Source organism: Thermosynechococcus sp. HN-54 (genome assembly GCF_023650955.1).
GTDB lineage: Bacteria > Cyanobacteriota > Cyanobacteriia > Thermosynechococcales > Thermosynechococcaceae > Thermosynechococcus.
This window is the reverse complement of record NZ_CP098039.1, coordinates 170,915-186,885: the sequence shown is the minus strand read 5'-3', so window position 1 is coordinate 186,885 and position 15,971 is coordinate 170,915. Positions and strand designations below refer to the sequence as shown.

Genomic DNA, 15,971 nt, shown 5'->3' with positions numbered 1-15,971 from the left:
GTTGTTCTTCTATGCCTACAGCCAACGTACGTGTTTTTCCAGATTTGGCTGCTCTGACGGCGGCGGCAAAGCAGTTTGTTCTTGAGCAGGCCACTGGGGCGATCGCTCAACGGGGACAATTCATGCTTGCTTTGGCCGGTGGCAACACGCCTAAACCGTTGTATGAGAGCCTTGTCTCTGCCGATACCCCTTGGTCACAGTGGCACATTTTTTGGGGCGATGAACGCTATGTTCCCCCTGATCATCCCGATAGCAATGCGGGGATGGCCTTTCAGGCATGGCTCAATCATGTACCGATTCCCAAAACTCAGATTCACCCAATGCCCACAGAGGATGCCGATCCACAGACCGCTGCCGATCGCTATGAGCAAATCCTGCGCCACACCTTTGGTGTCCGTGAAGGGGAGTTTCCCAGTTTTGATCTGATTTTGCTAGGCATGGGACCCGATGGGCATACGGCCTCGCTTTTTCCCCACACCGCAGCGCTGACGGTGAGCGATCGCCTGATTACTGTGGGCAACAAAGATGGCCAACCCCGCCTCACCTTCGCGGTTCCCCTCATTAACCATGGGCGTCAAATTCTCTTTCTCGTGACGGGTGCCAATAAACAAACCGCCCTGCGTCATATTCTCTCTGGAACGGGTGATCCGCAGCAGTATCCGGCGCGGCTAATTACGGGGAATGCCCTTTGGTTTTTAGATCAGTCAGCAGCTGAGGGTGTGGTTGAGCATACCTAGTCAAGTGATCATGAGCCATGTCCTTTCGTTTGACTAGTTTGAGTCTGTCCAAACATTGTGACAAGGGCTGCATTTGACGAAAGGGGATGTTGAACAGACATTAACGAGTTCACTAATCGTTTTATTGACCATGAGTCTTTCAAAAAGGTAAACTAGGCTGGATCAATTCCGGTGCAGATAAAATACGCTCTTTAGCTAATTCACAATACTGAGGATCAATTTCTACACCGATTCCAGTTCTGTTCAGCATTGATGCAGCGATCAAAGTAGTGCCACTACCAGCAAAAGGGTCTAGTACAGAGTCGCCAACAAAACTGAAGAGCTTTATACAACGACGTGGCAATTCAAGGGGAAATGGCGCTGGATGTCCTATCTTTTTCTTGCTTTCGCCGCTAAATGTCCAAAGACCATTCGTCCAGTTCATAAACTCAGATCTGGTGATATCTGACTTTCTAGTGCCATTGGCTTTGCGCCAGCTTTTCTTATACAGAACAATGATCAGTTCGACAGGGGCAATGACAAATGGAGCAGTCGCACTCATCCAAGAACCCCACGCTGTGCGCCGCGAGATATTGCCTTCGTTCCATATGATGGTGGAGTGATATTGAAAGCCGATTTGCTTAGCAAGCGTGGTAACGTCGGCTCCTACACTTTGTTGCCCTCCCTTATTTTTGTCCAGTGGAACGTTCAAGCAAAATCTGCCATCATCTTTTAAGAATTGCAGGCACCTTGATAGCCAAGCGCGAGTAAATTCTAAATATTCAGGGTATGAAATATCATCCCGATGGGAATTGTATTGAATGTCAACGTTGTAAGGTGGAGAAGTGACAATCAGATCGATGCTATTTGGTTCAATAGCGCTCGTCGTCAGAATATCATCATTAATAATGATAATGTTTTCACTAGAATAAAATGTTTTTGATGTTTCCAATGCAAATGCTCCTCAGTGCGTCAATTATACTCCTCGTTTTTGATCCAACGAGTACTAGCTGGGGATGCCCCGCTCGTGAATGGCCTGAATAATTGCAGTATTGGCCTTCGGAAAGGGAAACTGATCTAATTCCTCAGGGGTGACCCAACGGATGGCATCGCACCCCAAGGGCTGAGGAGTTCCTGAAAGATACTGGCAGTAATAGACATGGAGCGTCACCCGAAAATGGGTGTAGGCATGATCAATGTCAATGAGATGCTCACCCACACTAATCTCAATGCCCAATTCCTCACGAATTTCCCGTTGAATACATTCTTGAACGGTCTCGCCGGGTTCAATTTTGCCCCCCGGAAATTCCCAGAGTCCTCCCAATAAACCCGTGGGTGGCCGGCGATCAATAAGAATCTGACCCGCAGTATTCCAGATAACAGCGACACCAATTTTTTTATGGGGTAAGGGGGAACGACTCATTTTGCGGGGAATTTCATGGGTTAACTGGTGGCGATGCGCCACGCAATGGTGTTGCCAAGGACAAGCATGACACAGGGGTTGACGGGGTGTACAGATGGTTGCCCCTAGATCCATCAGCGCTTGATTAAAATCACGAGGGGACTGGGGACAGAGCAGTTGTGCTGACCACTGCCACAGTTGGGCTTCTGCTTGCTTGGGAGGGATAGTGAGTCCATAGAGACGGGCAAGCACCCGTTTGACATTGCCATCGAGAATCGGCTGTGGCTGATTAAAGGCAGCACTGAGGATGGCTCCTGCGGTACTGCGACCAATCCCCGGCAAGGCCACAACTGCTTCGTAGGTACGGGGAAATTCACCCCCATGGTTTGTCACGATTTGCTGGGCAGCTTGGTGCAAATGACGTGCCCGCGCATAGTAGCCCAATCCCTGCCACAGTTTCAGGACAGTTTCTAGATCCGCAGCGGCTAAATCGGCAATTGTGGGAAAGGTGGCTAGCCAACGCTGGTAGTAGGGAATCACGGTGGCCACTTGGGTTTGCTGGAGCATGATTTCTGAGACCCAGATGGCGTAGGGATCGCGAGTGTGCCGCCAAGGTAAATCCCGTCCCTGCTGCTGGTACCACTGTAAAAGCGCAAAACGAAGGGCAGGTCCTGCATACCCGCCCTCACTGTCTTGGATTGTTGGCATGGGTTATTTGCCGTCTTCTGCTTGGGCAGCCGCTTGGAGCGATCGCTCGAATTCAAGGCGTTGTTCGGCACCTCGCAAGAAGTAACCGCTCATCATCGCTGAAGCCAAAAGACGCCCAAGGTGCTCCCGATTGGTCGTAATGGAAACCTCAAACCCCTCCGGTGGCAAGTAGCCCAGCAGGTTACCAATGTGACGTTCCATCACAATAGCCATTTCTGGCGACGCGGGACGGGACAGGCGAGCCACCACTTCTGCATCCAAACTTTGCAGATAGTTCCAGAGGGAATCAGCACTTTCCTGAAGATTGCGAGGGTTCATGGTTGGCTCCATAGAGTGTCCTCCCAAAAAGGTAGTTCGGCGCACAGGTGTTTTTGCCTGTGATAGCCTAGATTTAATCTAGCAAGGGTAAATTTTCAGTGGGGGGTGGGAGAACCGATCTCCCAAGGTCTCATTTTCCGTCCCCATTTTTATTATTATTCAAGTACTAAAAATAGGGTTGTTCTTGGTAAGTCCGTATGACGGAACATGATTTGTTTGACCTTGCACCCTACATTGATCATACCCAGCTTCACCCCTTGGCAACCACCGCTGACATTGAACGTTGCTGTGCAGAAGCGGAACAATGGAAATTTGCCGCCGTCTGTGTCATGCCCGTATGGGTGAAAACGGCAGTCCAGTTGCTCCATCGCACACCCGTGAAAGTCTGTACTGTGATTGGCTTTCCCAGTGGTGCCCACACCAGTCCGACCAAACTTTATGAGGCTCAAGAGGCGGTTGACAGTGGTGCGACTGAGTTGGATGTGGTAATCAACTTGGGTTGGCTGAAGGAGGGAAACACGGAGGCCGTCTATCGCGATATTGCCCAAATTTGTGCTGAAACGGGTGTAACGGTTAAAGCGATTTTAGAAACGACGGTGCTGACGGAAGAGGAAAAACAACTGGCCGTAGATATTTGCCTAGATGCGGGGGTGGCTTTCTTGAAAACCAGTACGGGCTGGCGCGGGGGCGCAACGGCTGCCGATGTGCGTCTTCTCAAACATTTGAGTCGCGATCGCGTGGGCATTAAGGCTTCTGGTGGCATTCGTACCCGGGAACAAGCCCTTGAACTGATTAATGCGGGTGCCACTCGCTTGGGCACGTCCCGCAGTCTTGACTTGATGCAGGTCTAGCTATTCACCGGTAATGGCAAGGGGACTCACCCATACTGGGGGACAGCAGCCGTAGGGGGTGACTTCAACCTCAGTGCCCAGATGGAGAATATTTTTCAGCAGGCTGCGAATGTCTCCAGCCACTGTGGCGGCTTCAATGCTAATGGCTTCACCGTTGCGCCATAGCCAGCCGTCAAAGGGTAGGGAAAATGACCCTTGCAAGGCTTTGACACCGGCGTGGAGGGCATGGAGTTCGTCAATCCAAACAAGGCCATCGGGGCGATCGCCCCCCCCACCCGCTGGGACATCGTAGAAGTGACCACTGACGGTGACTTTTGCCCCCAAGTTGGCATGACCCGTGGGCTGGGTTTGAAAGCGACGGGCAGTACCGGCACTGTGGTAGAGACCTGTGAGAATCCCCTGCTCAATCAAGGGGGTGCGGCGGGTGGGCGTACCTTCGCCGTCAAAGAGGGGCTGACCCACATTCTGGGGGTGGCGGGCGTCATCGTACACGCTCAAAAGGGGGCTGGCGATCGCCTGATTGAGGGACTCCGGCGTTGAAAGGCTCTGGCGATCCAAAATGTTTTGGGCATTGAAGAGATTACTAAAGGCATTGAGCAAGCTGAGGAACGCTGAAGGCGAAAAGAGCACTGGGTACTGGCCAGAGGCAATCGGTTCATAGGCCAAGTGGCGAATGGTTTTGTCGGCCACCTCATCAATACAACCCGTAATATCTAAGTGTTCAAGGTCGGCACTGATGCGAATGGCAGCGGCACTGCGGGGCTTGCGGCCGGCCTCCTCGGTTTTGCTGTAGAGGTAGAGCGTGGTCGTGGTGGTGGTTTGCTGACGATTGGCCCCCTCACTGTTGAGATAAAACCGTTCTAACCGCCGCTGGCTGAGACCATTGTAGGGAACACTGGCGATCGCTGGGTGGCGTCCCAACAGCTCCCGTTCCGCAGCAATCAGTTGATCCAAGAGAGTTTTTGCCGAGGCAAGGGGCAAATCCGCCATCATGACCGTTGAGTCACCAAGGGGCGCTGTGGCCAAGGGGCTAAAGTTGGGGATGTCCTCTGTGACGCCAAAGGCACTGGCCTCTTTTGCCATTTCTAGGGCTGTTTCCAGACCGCGATCATCGAGTTGTGTTGTACTGGCCACGCCCAAGCGACCCGTTGCGTTCCACACCCGTACGGTAATTCCTGAACGCTGGGAGGCCTTCACCTGTTTAGGTTCCCCCTGCTGCACTTGAACACTGATCTCATCCACATGGGAGCCACCAAGGTCAAATTTTTCAATACCAAGGCGGCGGGCGATCATGGCGACCCGCTCATGGAGGGTTAAGGCAGGGGTCAAAGTTACCGTCATGGCGCTTGGATCCACTAATTAACAAATCTTAAGCTTATTCTAGCCCTATCCTTGGCACTGGGGGCGATCGTGAACACTGCCACAAGTCCAGCAATCAACCGTTTCACAAGGATTGAGCACGGTCAGCAAACCCTCAAAATTGGCAAAAAGCTCTGGGTGTGGCGAATATCTTAGAAAAGGGGTGTATGCGCGGGGTGGCCAACGTGAAGTGGTTCAGTAGAAAACACCAAAGGATGATTCTTTTTGGCCTTTTGCTGGGGTGGGGACTGTGGATCAGCAGCGCAACGGCCATTCCCAAGGAATTGACGATGGGAACCTCAGCAGACTATAAACCCTTTGCCTTTTACGAAACAACGGCAGGTAGCGAGCAAATCGTTGGCTTTGATATTGATGTCGCCAAACACATTGCGGCTGAGTTGGGGTTTGCCCTGCAAATTAAGGATATGGACTTTAATGGCCTCATTCCTGCGTTGAGTGCCAAACGGGTGGATTTTGTCCTTGCGGGAATGACCCCTACTCCGGAGCGGCGCCAAAATGTGGACTTTTCAGAGCTGTACTACGAGGTGTACGACACGATTGTGACGCCAAAAGACCGCCCCCTCACCACCTTGGCTAGCCTTGAGGGTAAAACAGTGGGGGTACAGTTGGGCAGTACGCAACAGGAGCTAGCTAGCCGCATTCCCCAAGCGCAAGTGCGGGTTTACAATCGTATCCCGGATTTAATTCAAGAGGTGAAAGCCGGTCGTGTTGATGCTGCCCTGATTGAGGAATCGGTTGCCCTAGGCTACACTCAGGCCTTTCCAGATCTGATGTTTACCGTGTTACCGCAGAGCAGTGGGGGGTATGCCATTGCGTTTCCCAAGGGGTCACCCCTTGTGGCGCCCTTTAATCAGGTCATTGCCAAAATGAAAGCGGATGGCACACTGACAAGGTTGACCCAAAAATGGCTTACGGATACTGACGCCCAACGCCCAAGCGGTTGGCAGCAGATTGCCAGCTCAATTCCATATATTTTAGGAGGTCTCCCTGTAACGCTCTCCTTTACCGTAGTGTCTGCCATTGGTGGGTTTCTTTGGGCGATCGTGCTCGTGCTAGCGAAAATTAGCAAAGTCGCTCCTTTGCGCTGGTTGGCCACAGCCTATACCTCGGTTTTTCGCGGTACACCCTTGATCTTGCAAATTGCCCTTGTTTATTTTGCCACTCCCCAACTGACGGGCTACAATATTCCAGCCTTCCAAGCGGGAGTCATTGCTTTTACCCTCAATTCAGGCGCCTACGTCTCTGAAACGCTACGCGGTGGCATTTTGGCCGTGGATCGGGGGCAGTGGGAGGCCGCTCAGTCCCTTGGGGTGGACTATTGGCTGATGATGCAGGACATTATCATGCCCCAAGCACTTAAAAATATCTTGCCTGCCCTTGCCAATGAACTCATTAACTTACTCAAGGATTCGGCACTCGTGTCAACGATTGGAGCTGCGGATCTATTGCGCCGTGCCAATGTGGTCGGGGCAGAAACGTACCTGTACTTTGAGCCATTGATTCTGGTGGGCGCTATCTACTATGGAATGGTGATGCTGTTGACCTTCGCCACTAGCCGTCTAGAACAAAGGATGAATCGTAGTGCTTCGGGTTGAGAATTTGCACAAATGCTATGGGCCGCTGCCGGTATTGCGGGGCTTGAGTACGGAGATTCATGCAGGGGAAGTGGTGGCGATTTTGGGACCTTCAGGCTCCGGCAAATCAACGTTTTTGCGCTGTCTCAATCGGCTCGAGGAACCCACCCAAGGACGAATTTTTTTTAATGGGGTCAACATTCTCGAACCCGGTCTAAATATTCGCCAGATTCGTCAGCGGTTGGGGATGGTGTTTCAGCATTTTAATTTGTTTCCCCATATGACGGTGCTGCAAAACCTCACCTATGCACCCATCAAGGTGCGCAAACTCAAACCCGCTGTTGCTGAAGAACTGGCTATGAGGCTCTTGAGCCAAGTGGGACTGGCAGATAAGGCAATGGTCTATCCCGCTATGCTCTCTGGCGGACAAAAACAACGGGTGGCGATCGCCCGCGCTTTGGCGATGGAACCGGAGATGGTACTGTTTGATGAACCCACGTCTGCTTTGGATCCAGAAATGGTGAAGGAAGTGCTAGAGGTGATGCGATCGCTCGCCGAACAGGGAATGACCATGGCCATTGTGACCCATGAAATGGGCTTTGCCCGGCAAGTGGCCAGCCGAATTCTCTTTTTGGATCGCGGCGTTGTGGCTGAAGATTCGCCTCCTGAAATTTTTTTCCGTTCTCCCCAGAGCGATCGCGCCCGCCAATTTTTAGAGCAAATGCTGACCTGAGCAGGGAGTCACCTTGGTGAACGCGCCATTTCTCGCTAAGATTTTTGGAGCAAGGTTGATCGCGAGAAAAGAGCCATGGTGCAACCATCCTTGGGGCTTGATGGTGACGGTGAATGGTTGGGGGGAAAATCACCCCAGTGGTCTGAGCGCCGTTCCCGCCTTGAAGAACTAATTGTGACCCTGCGGATTGCCGATGAACTGGCCGCTGGTAAGTATTTGATTACCAGTGGGGAATTGGCAGAGTTAATGGATGTACACGCTAGTGCGGTGACAAGCCGCGGTGAAGAATGGACATGGCGCAACTGGCAGATCTCCCGCGTTCGCCGCGAAAGCAATCAAATTCTTTGGCAGTTGGAACGGATTGATGTATCCAAAGAGCCGTCCTCAGAAGTGCCCCCCACATAGTTTGCGAGCGAGTCATGGAGCTGGATTTCCCTTTGGAGTGTTTTGACTACGATTTAAGTGCTACGGCCTTAGCTCACTTTCTCAATGCGGATCAGTTGGCCGTGGATACGGAAACCATGGGCTTGAATATCCCCCGCGATCGCCTGTGCTTGGTACAGTTGTGCGATCCAGAGGGGCAAGTGGCGGTCGTCAAAATTGGCCGTGGGCAGCGGGAGGCACCCCACCTTCAGCAACTCCTAGAGCATCCCCGCATTACCAAAGTGTTTCACTATGCCCGCTTTGATATGGCCACGTTGCGCTACCACTTGGGCATTCGGGTTCACCCCGTCTTCTGCACGAAAATTGCCAGTAAAATTGCCCGCACCTATTCACCCCGCCATGGCCTCAAGGATTTGGTCTTGGACTTGCTGGGCATAGAGATTGATAAATCTGCCCAAAGCTCGGACTGGGGCAATGCGATGGCACTGCGGGAAGATCAAATCCGCTATGCCGCTAATGATGTGCGCTATCTAATTCCCCTGCGCCAGCACCTCACAGCCATGCTGAAGCGGGAGGAACGGTTTGAGTTAGTCCAAACAGCCCTGAGCTGCCTACCCGCCATTGTGGATCTGGACTTAGCGGGTTATACCCAAGTCTTTGAACATGGCTAGAAACGGATCAAGGGTCGAGACAGCACTTGCACTTGGCTCACACCGTTGGCACCGTTCACAAAAGGCGCACTCATAGCAGTATTTCGACCTCTGGGCTTCGGGAACTTGAGGGAGGTTTTGCCCTTGTGCATAGGCTTGCAGCCATTGGCGCAGTTGGGTGAGGGACTGCTCTAAAGTCTGGTGGATTTGCTGGTGGATAGCCTCACTGTAGGTAAATGTGTAGGCATTGGCACCCTTCTCTCCTTGGGCAAACCAATAGGTCATAGAAATCTGGCTGGGGGAGTAGCGACTGGTGGCTGCTAGGAGATAACAGTAAAGGCGAGTTTGCCAATGGCGGGTGAATGTTTCTGGGGCGGGGGGGTGGGCATAGGTTTTCCAGTCAAGAATTTGGGCTTGCCCTTGGCCAAAAATGATGTAGTCGTAAACGCCGACAAGGGTGAACTCCTGCCAACCCAGACTGCGGACATGCTCTGCTTCCCCTTGGCCCTCAATCATCGGCGGTGGCATGGTTTGAAAGGCCTCGAACCACGGTTGCAATTTGGGCTGCGCCTCAAGAATCGGGGAAATATCCAGTCCTTGGAAGTGCTGCTGCATTAAGCGGTGGAAATCGCGACCGCGCTTTTGGGCTGTCGTCTCTGTCAACTGCGTGGCGTCTGGCAGGATTAAGCTATCGAGATAGCGGTATTGATATTGCCGTGGGCAGGTTTGGAGGGTGCGCAAGTGGGCTTGGGAAAGTTGCATCGTTCAGAGCCAACCCAATAGTGTCATGATGCCGTAGAGGATCCAGAGCGTGGCAATGGCGATCGCCCAATAGGGGGCTGCCCAGGATCGTTGGTGCTGTTGGTCGAGGGTGTGCCACTCCTTCACTTCAACAAAGGGCACCGTACCCCGTCGAAACCAACCGTGGATGACCAGCGATCGCCCCCCTAAGTTTTTGAGATAGGCTGGCTCAAGCAGTGGCCAAATCGATCCCCAACTTCTGTAGCAGCGCAGCGGAAACAGACCCGCTTTTGTATCGAGCCAGAGGTGCTGTCCTAAGCCATTGCGCAGTCCTTTAGCGGCACACAAAACCCCCTCTAGCTTAACGACGGTACTATCGAGGGGCAAAGCTAAAGGATGATAGAGGAGTTGACCAAGGGTGTAGGTTTGGGGTTGCCGGGGTGGGTAGTAGGCATTGAACCGCAGAAATAGACCTAAACCAATGCCAATGGAAATGAAGCTGCGCACCAAGGTTGACCCATCTGCTAACCACCAAAGGGGAGATGCGATCGTCCCCGCCCGCAGCGCAAATTGACCAATGCTCGTGAGGATAATCGTCATGATGACTCCCGCGATCGCTCCCCAGAAGGGTGCCAGTTGTTGCCCAGCCCGTTGACAGCGAGGGGAGGAAAGGGTAGGCAGTGAGAGGAGGGGGCGCAGTCCCCATTGACGGGCATCGGTCATGAGGGCTTGCAGGCGCAGTCCAAGGGGACGATGGGAGGAGGTCAGGCGAAACCAATACCGCAGTGGATGGGCGGTATCCCAGCGGATCAGCGTTGGCCAATCGAGGGGTTGATCGCCCCAAAGGGCGGCTTGGGTGGGGTTGAGAGGGAGAAGGAGACGCAAGGACTCTAGGGGAGCACCAATTTCCCCTTGGGCACGCGCCGTCGTTGCTGTGGCTTCCATGAGGCGAAACCAAGCCATCACAAGGGTATTGGGATTACTGATCAGGGCAGCGCCGTGGCGATCGCTATAGGACTGGCGCAGTTGATTGCTCGAGAAACAGAGCATTTCTAGGCCGCGAAAGAGGAGGTAGCTGCTTTGACTAACGAGGGCACAGAGGAGATAGGCTACACCTTTGACAAACCACGCGCCCCAATCCTTGCCGTAAGGCGGTGCAAGGCGATCGCCCCAACGGCTACACCAACAGTAGAGGTCATAGGGCAGTTGCAACAGCAGAACCAAGGGGGTTACTAGGGTATTCAGCCCCAATCGCACTTGGGCAATCTCACTGGCCATTAAGGCCAACAGTTCCTCGCTAGAGAGCGATCGCAATAGGCCTTCACTGACAATAATTCGGGGTTGCCAGCGTCCATAGCTAAAAATGATTGGTGCTGCCGTCACCAGACAGCCTACTTGAGGACGGGGTTGCCACCACGACCACTGTAAGCGTCCCAACAATGTTACTGTTTCGGGGCTGTACTCCTCTAACTCTCCAAGACTGACGGGACGCAGGCCATAGCAGGTTCGCAATCGCCACGACCAGAACCAACTGCCACCACTGAGTAGCCCCACCCCCAAGCAGCCCAGCAGAAACCACGCTATTACCCCTTCCCAACCCCGCAGGAGCATTAGTTGATCATTGGGGTAGCTAAGGAGACTGGCGATCAGTCCCTGTAGCGGTTTTTGGAGCAGCCAAGCGATTAGCAGCAGCGTTGCCCCCTGACTCAGCCATAGATAGAGGCGAGGCACTCGCCGCAGTTGAATAGGCGGTCTTGAACTAGGCGTTGGGACAAACTCAAGATGGGGGGAGGTGGGTTCCTCATCCAAGCAGCGTTCTAACTCTGGTAGATGCTTTTGTGCCCAAGCCTGAATGGGGGGGAGGGGCGATCGCGCTAGGAGTTGACACAGATCAATGGCCTCTTGCCACTGGTGGGTGTGGGCATAGGCTTTAATCAGGTGTAGGTGAGCCTTGAGACCTTCACGGCGTTGACCATGGGTGGCAATCACGGCTTTGAAGGCAGCGATCGCCAGTTGATAATCGCCGCGGTTGAAGGCCGCTAAACCGGCAACATAGCGAGGATCTAGGCGAAAATCCGCTGCTGGGTCGGGCATACCTCAGTATTTCCCCGATCACGGTTGCTGGCGACCACCAAGGGCGTGGGCTTTCAAATCCTCTAGAGAGACGTACTCAAGGGCACTGACATGGGTCGCCTCTAGAATGACGGGTGGTGCTACGCCAGCCTCTAGGGCTTCACGCCAACGGGAGGCACACAGACACCAGCGATCGCCCGGTTTCAGACCGGGAAATTGGTAGGCAGGTACCGGAGTGGAAAGATCATTGCCCCGCGAGCGGGTAAAGGTGAGAAATTCGGCGGTCATTTCGGCGCAAACCACATGGGCACCCACATCCCCTGCCCCTGTTCGACAAAAACCATCGCGATAGAATCCTGTGAGTGGATTTTGACAGCAGCACACCAAGGGTGTTCCCAACACGTTCAATGCCGTCATTACAGATGCCCCCAAGTCCTCAACCCTAAGTTTAGCTATAGCATAGCCATTCGCCCAACGTGCTAGTCGCAGCCAATCTGTGCCCTATGAGCTAAACTAGGAGGCAGTACTGCTATCGTCCTGTTTGACCTATGCCTAGCGTTGTTCCCCAAGAGCGGCAACAGGTTACTCGCAAGCACTACCCCAACTATAAAGTCATTGTCCTGAACGACGACTTCAACACGTTTCAGCACGTGGCTGCCTGTTTGATGAAATATATTCCCAACATGACGAGCGATCGCGCTTGGGAATTAACCAATCAGGTGCACTATGAAGGCCAAGCCATTGTTTGGATAGGGCCGCAAGAACAGGCTGAACTGTACCATGAGCAGCTCCTACGGGCGGGTCTGACGATGGCGCCCCTCGAACCCGAATAGGCACTGCCGTTTGTAACGAGTATTATCACCGCCATTAAAAACTTTGAATCCTGTTACCTTTCTTCATATGTCAGGATAAAAGGTAGTTTCATAACGTTGAGGAACTACCGATGGCCGTCAGTACGCCTAAGCGTCCACTGCGCTTAACCCTTCAGGTGTTGGAGATCGCCACTGATACGACGGCAATTCGTTGCCTGGATTGGGATCGCGATCGTTTTGATATTGAGTTTGCCCTGGAAAATGGCACCACGTACAATTCGTTTCTCATCAGGGGTGACCACATTGCCCTTGTGGATACTTCCCATGCCAAGTTTGGCGATCGCTACCTAGAGCAACTGTGGCAACTAGTGGATCCCAATGACCTTGAGTATTTGATTGTCAGCCATACAGAGCCAGACCACAGTGGCTTGGTCAAGGAGGTGTTGGCCAAAGCACCCCATGTGACCGTGGTGGCCTCAAAGGTGGCGTTACAGTTTCTTGGGGATCTGATCCACCAGCCCTTTAGTCAGCGCCAAGTGAAAAATGGCGATCGCCTTGACTTGGGCAAAGGGCATACCCTCGAATTCATCATGGCGCCCAATCTCCACTGGCCGGATACCATCCTCACCTATGACCACGGCACCCAGACTCTATTTACCTGCGATGTCTTTGGTGCCCACTTCTGCAATGATGATCCCTTTGACACCGAGCCAGAACTGCTAGAACCCGATTTCAAGTTTTACTACGACTGTCTGATGGGGCCCAATGCCCGCTCCGTGCTCTCCGCCTTCAAGCGCTTGGAACCGCTTCCCCCAGTACAACTGGTCGCCACAGGCCATGGCCCTCTTTTGCGCCATCATTTGGAGCAATGGCTAGAGTCTTACCGCAGTTGGAGTCAAGAGCAGGCCAAAGCTGCGACCACGGTGGCCATTTTCTATGCGGCCAACTATGGCTATGCCAATGCCCTAGCAGAAGCGATCGAACGGGGGGCAGCCAAAACCGGTGTGGTGGTTGAAAAAATGGATCTACTCACCGCTGAACCCCAAGATATTCGCGAACTCACCGAGATTGCCGCTGGGATTATTATTGGCACCCCCCCCACCACCGCTGTGGCTAAAACTGCTTTGAGTACGATTCGCGCCGCTGCCCATGCCAAACAGGCGATTGGTGTTTTTGAAAGTGGCGTGGCTGATGCTGAACCCGCCTATCCCCTACTCAACCAGTTTCGGGATGCCGGTTTGACGCCCTCGTTTCCTGTGATTCGAGTAACAGCAACTCCCACCGATGCCCTCTTTCAAGAGGCGGAAGAAGCGGGTACCGACATGGGTCAATGGCTGTTGCGCGATCGCACGGTCAAGCAGATGAAAGCCTTGGACACTGACCTCGATAAAGCCCTTGGGCGGCTGAGTGGTGGGCTGTACATTATCACCGCCCAAAAAGGTGCTATCAACAGTGCCATGTTGGCCTCTTGGGTGGCGCAGGCCAGTACCGAACCCCTTGGCGTTTCCATTGCAGTGGCCAAGGATCGGGCCATTGAGTCCTTTCTGCACGTGGGGGATACCTTTGTGCTCAACGTTCTCGAAGAAGGGAACTACCAGCCCCTGATGCGCCACTTCCTGAAGCGATTCCCACCGGGAGCTGATCGCTTTGCCCATGTGAAGACCTATCCGGCCAGTAATGGCAGTCCCATTTTGGCTGATGCCCTTGCCTATATGGAATGTACCGTTGTCAGCCGTCTGGATGCCCACGATCACTGGATTGTCTATAGTACTGTGGACAATGGCCGTGTCTCAAAGCCCGATGGCATGACCGCTGTTCACCATCGCAAAGTGGGGAATCATTACTAAACTTCGGCCATGAGGGCGATCGTCCCCTACCAAAAGTGCGCTAAACTAGGTTTGCTGCGGACGTGGCGGAATTGGCAGACGCGCTAGATTTAGGTTCTAGTACCGCAAGGTGTGTGGGTTCAAGTCCCTCCGTCCGCATTCAAAAGATCAGCACTTAAGGGCAAAGTTTACAGTTAGCAGCCAAGAAAGCGTTGGCAAAAGCCTTCCCTGAATCCTCTTGGGAGCTTGAAGATTTTGTAAAGATGGACACAACTGGACTCGAACCAGTGACCCCCACGATGTCAACGTGGTGCTCTAACCAACTGAGCTATGCGTCCTCGGACTTACTAATATACCACACCTGCGGTTAGGTTTTAAGTAGTCTAACCGTTACATTTGTATCGGTGCGATCGCTCAAGGAACGGGTGGCCACCCCTAAAATGACGGGTTCAGTCACCCCCGGTTCAGGATGTTCGATGGTTCGGGCAATCACGGTCAGGCGATCGCCCCCTCGGCCTAGCCGTCCCAAGGAAAATAAATCATTAGCGGCCTGTACCAGCGTTGCCTCAAGGGTAGGGCTGTCAATGTCAGCCGGCACTTTAATGACCACTTGAGTCGCCCCATTGTCATAGACGAGGGTGTATTTGCCGGCGCCGGGTACAGGGGAGTGAACAATGGGCACAATACTCAGGGCAAACAAGCCTACGGTCACTACCCCTAAGAAACCCGTGATACCAACAAAGCGAAAGCGCACGCCCCAGCGGAAAACAAAGGTGAGGACAGTCAAAGCCGCCATGACAAGGGTGGCAATTCCTGCCCAACGGCTATAGGTGGCAAAATCGGCGGGCGTCAGCACTACTCTTCCTCCTCATTACTGACAAAGCCATTCACCGGGGCTTGATCTTGCTGCAATGCTGCGCGCAGGGTATGCCATGTCAATGTGGCACATTTAATGCGCACGGGAAACTGCGCCACTCCCTGCATCACGTTCAGCTTGCGGAATTCGCGGGGAAACTCAAATTGCCCCTTCATCATTGCTTGGAACTGCTCCACCATTTGTAGGGCGCGACTCACGGGTTGTCCTCGCAGGGCATCGGCCATCAAATCTGCTGAGGCCATGGCGATCGCGCAGCCTTCCCCCTCAAACTGAATATCCTTAATGATCGTTTCCCCCTGCTCATTGGTCTCTAGGGCAACGGTTAAATCAATCGTGTCTCCACAGGAGGGGTTATGCCCCCGCTGTTGGCGATCCACCGGCTGCGTGCGGCCACGGTGGCGGGGTTTTTTGTAGTGCTCTAGAATGACCTGCTGGTAGAGGGTGCGGAGATTATCAAGAGACATTTAGAATACTCTATGCTCAGTGCATTTCCTCAAGGGTTTTATAAACGATATTAACGGGCAAGGGTGGTGAGACTTTGCCAAAAGAGCGTCAGCGTTGCCGCGGTTCCCACCCCAAACATGAGCGAGCGACCAAGGGGAAAATTGGCAATGTAGCAGATACTGTACAAAAAGCGGGCAACAACAAAACTGAGGCTGGCGATCGCCACCATTGAATTATTCACCCCTGCAAAGAGAGTCAGCAACACCGCCGCTGCAAAGGGCATAAACGTTTCAAAGCTATTTTCGTGTGCCCACACCGCCCGCTGGGCAAAGGGAGGCAACTTCTCAAAAAGGGCACGGGGAGCCGCCATATCAAAGCCCGCCTGTAAGCGACCGACCACAACAAAAATGTAGGGAAAATAGATCAACAACGTTGCTGTGAGTAAACTTACTGCCAGTAGCCAAGGGATATTGCTCAGCATC

General features: G+C 53.2%; 18 protein-coding genes and 2 tRNA genes. 9 read left to right on the top strand and 11 right to left on the bottom strand.

The window, feature by feature from the left end; all coding sequences use genetic code 11:
* Positions 1 to 11 precede the first annotated feature (11 nt).
* The gene (pgl, locus tag NBE99_RS00885) at positions 12 to 737 is read left to right on the top strand and encodes a 6-phosphogluconolactonase (protein WP_250682645.1); all 726 of its coding nucleotides are present in this window, start codon (positions 12 to 14) and stop codon (positions 735 to 737) included.
* Between the two features lie 139 nt (positions 738 to 876).
* Here pgl and NBE99_RS00880 read toward each other — a convergent pair whose 3' ends face one another.
* From NBE99_RS00880 to NBE99_RS00870, 3 genes are read right to left on the bottom strand one after another with little or no spacing between them, the layout of a single operon-like run.
* Positions 877 to 1,668 carry a site-specific DNA-methyltransferase gene (locus tag NBE99_RS00880; protein ID WP_250682644.1) on the bottom strand — a complete coding sequence of 264 codons (792 nt, stop codon included), beginning with the start codon at positions 1,666 to 1,668 and terminating at the stop codon, positions 877 to 879.
* A 54-nt stretch (positions 1,669 to 1,722) separates the two neighbouring features.
* The gene (gene mutY / locus NBE99_RS00875) at positions 1,723 to 2,826 is read right to left on the bottom strand and encodes an A/G-specific adenine glycosylase (protein WP_250682643.1); all 1,104 of its coding nucleotides are present in this window, start codon (positions 2,824 to 2,826) and stop codon (positions 1,723 to 1,725) included.
* A gap of 3 nt (positions 2,827 to 2,829) precedes the next feature.
* Positions 2,830 to 3,144, bottom strand: a complete 315-nt coding sequence (locus NBE99_RS00870; RefSeq protein ID WP_305879882.1) for a DUF760 domain-containing protein — start codon at positions 3,142 to 3,144, stop codon at positions 2,830 to 2,832.
* A 197-nt stretch (positions 3,145 to 3,341) separates the two neighbouring features.
* On the opposite strand from NBE99_RS00870, the gene deoC reads away from it, so the two are divergent.
* On the top strand, positions 3,342 to 3,995 hold the full coding sequence (deoC, locus tag NBE99_RS00865) for a deoxyribose-phosphate aldolase (RefSeq protein WP_250682641.1): 654 nt from the start codon (positions 3,342 to 3,344) through the stop codon (positions 3,993 to 3,995).
* Here deoC and NBE99_RS00860 read toward each other — a convergent pair whose 3' ends face one another.
* Entirely contained in the window at positions 3,996 to 5,336 is a 1,341-nt protein-coding gene (locus NBE99_RS00860) for a TldD/PmbA family protein (RefSeq protein WP_250682640.1), read from the bottom strand. It lies immediately after the preceding gene.
* A 233-nt stretch (positions 5,337 to 5,569) separates the two neighbouring features.
* On the opposite strand from NBE99_RS00860, the gene NBE99_RS00855 reads away from it, so the two are divergent.
* The 4 genes from NBE99_RS00855 (at position 5,570) to NBE99_RS00840 (ending at position 8,737) form a co-directional block, all read left to right on the top strand.
* Positions 5,570 to 6,970: an ABC transporter substrate-binding protein/permease gene (locus NBE99_RS00855; RefSeq protein ID WP_250682639.1), complete on the top strand. Its 1,401-nt coding sequence runs from the start codon at positions 5,570 to 5,572 to the stop codon at positions 6,968 to 6,970.
* Positions 6,957 to 7,682: an amino acid ABC transporter ATP-binding protein gene (locus NBE99_RS00850; protein ID WP_250682638.1), complete on the top strand. Its 726-nt coding sequence runs from the start codon at positions 6,957 to 6,959 to the stop codon at positions 7,680 to 7,682. Before NBE99_RS00855 ends, NBE99_RS00850 begins: the two co-directional genes overlap by 14 nt.
* Positions 7,683 to 7,757: 75 nt before the next feature.
* Positions 7,758 to 8,087, top strand: a complete 330-nt coding sequence (locus tag NBE99_RS00845) for a hypothetical protein (RefSeq protein ID WP_250682637.1) — start codon at positions 7,758 to 7,760, stop codon at positions 8,085 to 8,087.
* Between the two features lie 14 nt (positions 8,088 to 8,101).
* A complete protein-coding gene (locus NBE99_RS00840) occupies positions 8,102 to 8,737 on the top strand; it encodes a ribonuclease H-like domain-containing protein (protein ID WP_250682636.1) in 636 nt (211 codons plus the stop codon).
* Here the strand turns inward: NBE99_RS00840 and NBE99_RS00835 are convergent.
* The 3 genes from NBE99_RS00835 to NBE99_RS00825 are packed head-to-tail and all read right to left on the bottom strand — an operon-like array spanning position 8,702 to position 11,947.
* On the bottom strand, positions 8,702 to 9,478 hold the full coding sequence (locus tag NBE99_RS00835) for a PD-(D/E)XK nuclease family protein (protein WP_250682635.1): 777 nt from the start codon (positions 9,476 to 9,478) through the stop codon (positions 8,702 to 8,704). The two genes, NBE99_RS00840 and NBE99_RS00835, sit on opposite strands and share 36 nt — an antisense overlap.
* A 3-nt stretch (positions 9,479 to 9,481) precedes the next feature.
* Positions 9,482 to 11,551 (bottom strand): zinc metalloprotease HtpX, encoded by a 2,070-nt coding sequence (locus NBE99_RS00830; RefSeq protein ID WP_250682634.1) that lies wholly within the window; start codon positions 11,549 to 11,551, stop codon positions 9,482 to 9,484.
* 18 nt (positions 11,552 to 11,569) lie between these two features.
* Positions 11,570 to 11,947: a DUF2237 family protein gene (locus tag NBE99_RS00825; protein ID WP_250682633.1), complete on the bottom strand. Its 378-nt coding sequence runs from the start codon at positions 11,945 to 11,947 to the stop codon at positions 11,570 to 11,572.
* A gap of 131 nt (positions 11,948 to 12,078) precedes the next feature.
* Here NBE99_RS00825 and clpS point away from each other — a divergent pair, with 131 nt between their 5' ends.
* The 3 genes from clpS to NBE99_RS00810 all read left to right on the top strand — a co-directional run bounded on the left by clpS (position 12,079) and on the right by NBE99_RS00810 (position 14,327).
* Complete coding sequence (gene clpS / locus NBE99_RS00820) at positions 12,079 to 12,363, top strand: ATP-dependent Clp protease adapter ClpS (RefSeq protein ID WP_250682632.1); 285 nt, start codon at positions 12,079 to 12,081, stop codon at positions 12,361 to 12,363.
* A gap of 110 nt (positions 12,364 to 12,473) precedes the next feature.
* Positions 12,474 to 14,189, top strand: coding sequence for a diflavin flavoprotein (locus tag NBE99_RS00815; protein WP_250682631.1), 1,716 nt, complete (start codon positions 12,474 to 12,476; stop codon positions 14,187 to 14,189).
* 56 nt (positions 14,190 to 14,245) lie between these two features.
* Positions 14,246 to 14,327 (top strand) — tRNA-Leu (locus NBE99_RS00810).
* A 105-nt stretch (positions 14,328 to 14,432) separates the two neighbouring features.
* Here the strand turns inward: NBE99_RS00810 and NBE99_RS00805 are convergent.
* The 4 genes from NBE99_RS00805 to NBE99_RS00790 all read right to left on the bottom strand — a co-directional run bounded on the left by NBE99_RS00805 (position 14,433) and on the right by NBE99_RS00790 (position 15,970).
* Positions 14,433 to 14,506 (bottom strand) — tRNA-Val (locus tag NBE99_RS00805).
* 29 nt (positions 14,507 to 14,535) lie between these two features.
* Complete coding sequence (locus tag NBE99_RS00800) at positions 14,536 to 15,024, bottom strand: Ycf51 family protein (RefSeq protein WP_250682630.1); 489 nt, start codon at positions 15,022 to 15,024, stop codon at positions 14,536 to 14,538.
* Complete coding sequence (sufU, locus tag NBE99_RS00795) at positions 15,024 to 15,509, bottom strand: Fe-S cluster assembly sulfur transfer protein SufU (protein ID WP_250682629.1); 486 nt, start codon at positions 15,507 to 15,509, stop codon at positions 15,024 to 15,026. Before sufU ends, NBE99_RS00800 begins: the two co-directional genes overlap by 1 nt.
* A gap of 50 nt (positions 15,510 to 15,559) precedes the next feature.
* Complete coding sequence (locus tag NBE99_RS00790; RefSeq protein ID WP_250682628.1) at positions 15,560 to 15,970, bottom strand: MAPEG family protein; 411 nt, start codon at positions 15,968 to 15,970, stop codon at positions 15,560 to 15,562.
* Between the last annotated feature and the right edge of the window lies 1 nt (position 15,971).

What these genes read in the sequence shown, in the direction of transcription:
- NBE99_RS00790 (WP_250682628.1), bottom strand. Translation starts at nt 15,970, where the DNA reads ATGCTGAGCAATATCCCTTGGCTACTGGCAGTAAGTTTACTCACAGCA.
- pgl (WP_250682645.1), top strand. Translation starts at nt 12, where the DNA reads ATGCCTACAGCCAACGTACGTGTTTTTCCAGATTTGGCTGCTCTGACG.
- deoC (WP_250682641.1), top strand. Translation starts at nt 3,342, where the DNA reads ATGACGGAACATGATTTGTTTGACCTTGCACCCTACATTGATCATACC.
- NBE99_RS00825 (WP_250682633.1), bottom strand. Translation starts at nt 11,947, where the DNA reads ATGACGGCATTGAACGTGTTGGGAACACCCTTGGTGTGCTGCTGTCAA.
- mutY (WP_250682643.1), bottom strand. Translation starts at nt 2,826, where the DNA reads ATGCCAACAATCCAAGACAGTGAGGGCGGGTATGCAGGACCTGCCCTT.
- NBE99_RS00830 (WP_250682634.1), bottom strand. Translation starts at nt 11,551, where the DNA reads ATGCCCGACCCAGCAGCGGATTTTCGCCTAGATCCTCGCTATGTTGCC.
- NBE99_RS00845 (WP_250682637.1), top strand. Translation starts at nt 7,758, where the DNA reads ATGGTGCAACCATCCTTGGGGCTTGATGGTGACGGTGAATGGTTGGGG.
- clpS (WP_250682632.1), top strand. Translation starts at nt 12,079, where the DNA reads ATGCCTAGCGTTGTTCCCCAAGAGCGGCAACAGGTTACTCGCAAGCAC.
- NBE99_RS00835 (WP_250682635.1), bottom strand. Translation starts at nt 9,478, where the DNA reads ATGCAACTTTCCCAAGCCCACTTGCGCACCCTCCAAACCTGCCCACGG.
- NBE99_RS00860 (WP_250682640.1), bottom strand. Translation starts at nt 5,336, where the DNA reads ATGACGGTAACTTTGACCCCTGCCTTAACCCTCCATGAGCGGGTCGCC.
- sufU (WP_250682629.1), bottom strand. Translation starts at nt 15,509, where the DNA reads ATGTCTCTTGATAATCTCCGCACCCTCTACCAGCAGGTCATTCTAGAG.
- NBE99_RS00855 (WP_250682639.1), top strand. Translation starts at nt 5,570, where the DNA reads ATGATTCTTTTTGGCCTTTTGCTGGGGTGGGGACTGTGGATCAGCAGC.
- NBE99_RS00870 (WP_305879882.1), bottom strand. Translation starts at nt 3,144, where the DNA reads ATGAACCCTCGCAATCTTCAGGAAAGTGCTGATTCCCTCTGGAACTAT.
- NBE99_RS00815 (WP_250682631.1), top strand. Translation starts at nt 12,474, where the DNA reads ATGGCCGTCAGTACGCCTAAGCGTCCACTGCGCTTAACCCTTCAGGTG.
- NBE99_RS00840 (WP_250682636.1), top strand. Translation starts at nt 8,102, where the DNA reads ATGGAGCTGGATTTCCCTTTGGAGTGTTTTGACTACGATTTAAGTGCT.